Annotated in this window: 4 protein-coding genes and 1 pseudogene; 2 read left to right on the top strand and 3 right to left on the bottom strand. The window is 65.0% G+C overall.

What is annotated here, in order from left to right; all coding sequences use genetic code 11:
* Positions 1–454: 454 nt before the first annotated feature.
* Complete coding sequence (locus MKL01_RS21980) at positions 455–712, top strand: hypothetical protein (protein WP_243907312.1); 258 nt, start codon at positions 455–457, stop codon at positions 710–712.
* 9 nt (positions 713–721) lie between these two features.
* On the top strand, positions 722–1,027 hold the full coding sequence (locus tag MKL01_RS21975; RefSeq protein WP_243907311.1) for a hypothetical protein: 306 nt from the start codon (positions 722–724) through the stop codon (positions 1,025–1,027).
* Between the two features lie 125 nt (positions 1,028–1,152).
* On the opposite strand, the gene MKL01_RS21970 is transcribed toward MKL01_RS21975, so the two are convergent.
* From MKL01_RS21970 to MKL01_RS21960, 3 genes and pseudogenes are all read right to left on the bottom strand, one after another.
* A complete protein-coding gene (locus MKL01_RS21970) occupies positions 1,153–1,974 on the bottom strand; it encodes a transglutaminase-like domain-containing protein (protein WP_243907310.1) in 822 nt (273 codons plus the stop codon).
* Positions 1,975–2,296: 322 nt separating this feature from the next.
* A complete protein-coding gene (locus tag MKL01_RS21965) occupies positions 2,297–2,782 on the bottom strand; it encodes a hypothetical protein (protein WP_243907309.1) in 486 nt (161 codons plus the stop codon).
* Positions 2,783–3,059: 277 nt separating this feature from the next.
* Positions 3,060–3,183 (bottom strand): annotated as a pseudogene (locus MKL01_RS21960) (IS5/IS1182 family transposase); the annotation flags it as partial.

Raw genomic sequence — 3,183 nt, 5'->3', positions numbered from 1 at the left:
GCGACATTCTAAAGAAGCACGGATGCTCAAACACCAAGAAGGTGTTGCGCCGCCGCGGCTGGGAGTTCCCGCCCCTGGTGCAACTCCGGGCGGAATGGGAGCGACGGTTCCCAGGATGGAAGTGGAACGATCCCGGTCTGTAGGCATGGCAGGACGGGGACTGAAATGTTCGGCTCTGGGCGACTTCCGATGCGATCCAGAACAACGCAAGTCATTGATATTTCAAAGCTTGTTCGACTGTTCGACTTGTTCGACTACTGGCGCGCACTCGCCCGGGAAAATTGCGCGCGCACCCTGTGAGGCCGCGAGGGCGCAGAGATTTCCTTTTACCCCAAAGTGGAACAAGTGGAACAGTAGCACAAGGCAACAGGAACAACGGCTTAGCGTGTTCCAGACTGTTCCACACTGTTCCGCTCTCGCGGCCTCGGTGGGGCGGGCAGCGGGGCGTCGCCCGATGATCCCCGCCGCCGACGCCTGGGGCCCGTTCCGCCCCGACCTCGAAGAGGTCGAGCGCACGGCGCGGCTCCGCTGCCTGCGCGCCGTCGTCCACCTGCCGACCGGCTCTCGCGGGCAGATCTTCGCCAACTTGTTACTGTGCGCCGAGGGACACCCCGCCGCCTTGGAGCCGGCGTTGCATGCCCTCGACCATCTCGCCGGTCTCGACAGCCCGCACGTTCTGGCGAGCTTCGCCGCTGAACTGTCGGGCGCCTGAGGAGCCGCCATGTCTCGCAACCCGTTCGACATCGTGAGTGACCTCATCGAGCAGCATGTCTCGGCCGAGGAGACCGCACCGGCTGCGATCAGCATCGTTGCAGCTCTCGCCGTCCTCGCCGCCGCCGGCTCCGCTCACGCACCAGCCGCGCATGTTGCTGCACGGCGTAGGCTGAAAGACGCTGCGACATGGTTCGATGGCCGCCCCGCCGAGGTCGCCGCTCTGATTGACGACCTCGGCGCGATGGACCCACTCAACCGCGACCGTCGCAAGGCCGTGCTGACCGCGGCGTGGGCTGATCTGCTCGTCGAGTGAAAGGAGCCACGACATGCCCCGCAAGTCCGATCCCGCCTGCATGCCCCACCCCGGCCGCACCTCAGCCGAACGCCGGCCCCTCACCGGATCGGTTGTGGCGAACCGCCGGCCTGCTCGCCGGAAATTTACTCAACAACCTCGTCGGTATGCACCGTGAACCCGGCCAGTGGCGCGCGGCCGAAGCTCGTTGTGATCGCGCAGTCAGTGGCATCGCGCCCGTAGGCCATGACGATGCGGCCGATACGCGGCTTGTTGTGACGGGCATCGAATGTGTACCAGCGCGGACCAGTCGGCCCGTCGAGGTAGACCTCGAACCACGCGGAGAAATCCATCGGCGCGGGGTCCTTCGGCACGCCGATGTCGCCGAGATAGCCGGTGGCGTAGCGAGCCGGGATGTTCATGCACCGGCACAGGGTGATCGCCAGATGAGCGAAGTCCCGGCACACCCCGACCTGCTGGCCATGGCCGTCGAAGGCCGAGCGGGTGGCGTCCGCCTGCATGTAGTCGAAGCGCAAACGCCCATGAGCGTAGTCGACGATGGCTTGGACGCGCCCCCAGGCCTCGGGCGTAGAGCCGAACTGGTCCCAGGCGGTCTGCAAGAGCTTGTCGGTGTCGCAGTAGCGCGAGCCGAGCAGGAACGGCAGCGCCTCGTCAGGCAGTTCATGGACTGGAATCTGTTGGGCGTCGGGCGCGTGGGCGTCGGGTCGGCCGTGGTCCTCGATCTCGAAGTCCGCCGACATCGTGATGCGCCCACCTGGCGCCAGGATGCGGGTGGCGACGTTGCCGAAGGGATCGCGGAATTGCCGGGCCGCGACCGGCGGGTCAAACCTGATGACCTCGCGGCTGCGCAGGTCGGGCTGCCGCTCCGGGCGGACGTTGAGGAGCAGCGTCATCGGCGTGGGGCCGAACGTGTCGAGGGCGACGGTGTACCCGCACCGGATGAGCATGGCCTGATCTCCGTCTGAAGTCCTCTTCAGGTCCGTTCAGGCAAAATGCCGACCAGATCAGTCCCTTACACGAAGTGCGGTGGCAGGATCATGAACTGGGCATGGACGATCAGGCTGAACGCCATGGCGGCTATCACGACGGCGTCGACGAGGCGGCTCGTCAGGGTGATCGGTTTGGTCATCGTGGGCCTCCTCGTCGGCTCGGCTGTTCTGGAGCAGCCTTATGGACAAGCTCGATGTCGCGAAGATTGCCTCGATTGTTGCGTCGGCTTCAGTGCTGCGAACCGCTGCAGTTTCGAGATTCCGCTCAGATATACTTCGATCAGTACGCTTGTCTCGGACGTATGCAGATCAGCCACACAGTCCACGCGAAGGCCGCTCCGCCCATTCCAGATGATGCGAGGAAGCTTGGCTCAATTCGGGGCGTGATCCCGAACACGATAAGTCCCGCCAACAGCCCCGGTACGACACCGATCGCCATCGTCGGCAGCGCGCCTGTATCAAGCTTGCGAGCGGCCCAACTCGTCACAGGCAGCGTGAGGAGGAGAGTCGGGCTGATAATGACCGCTCCCCACAACCCGAGAAGGCCGGTTACGATGGGGGCAGTCCAGACGACCTCTACCGCACGCCCCCAACTCGCGTGCGCGAACATCGATAGTCCTTGCTCCCGGAAATCGGACACGAAAGCGGCGCACATCGTCGCCGCGCAGAAGCAGTAGGCAGCAGCGTAGTGGCCGAGCAGGCCGGCCAGCAGGACGCGACGGCTCGACGGGCGCCAATCGGACCGAAATAGATACCGCTGGCTCATGGGGGCTCGCTGCGGTGACGCGGGGCTGCGCGCCGTCCAGCGCTCATCATAGCGACCACAAGGTTACCTGGTCGTACCGGAGGTGCGCGATGGCTAGATCGGAGCTTTTTGGCTCAGGCTGGAACGCTGCCAGCCGTCACATGCACGATCTCACCCGAGGCTCCGCTCGGGCAAAGCGCGACCAGCCCTACGCCGGCTGAGACGACAGCCAGCATGAGCAGCATGATCAAGGCTTCCCGAAGCTCTGCCGCATGTCCCTCAGAGTCCGTCCGAGAAGTCAGGTTGATCGGGCGAGGCGCCTGACGAGGATCATGACGGCTGCGGCGTAGAGGAAGGCTCTGGCGGAGGCGGGGGTCGCTTCCGGATCCTTCCAGAGGCGTCGGTTGCGGCTGATCCAGGCG

Origin of the sequence: Methylobacterium sp. J-070, assembly GCF_022829385.1 — a bacterium.
GTDB lineage: Bacteria > Pseudomonadota > Alphaproteobacteria > Rhizobiales > Beijerinckiaceae > Methylobacterium.
The sequence above is the reverse complement of the archived record's forward strand: the minus strand, read 5'-3'. Positions and strand labels throughout refer to the sequence as shown.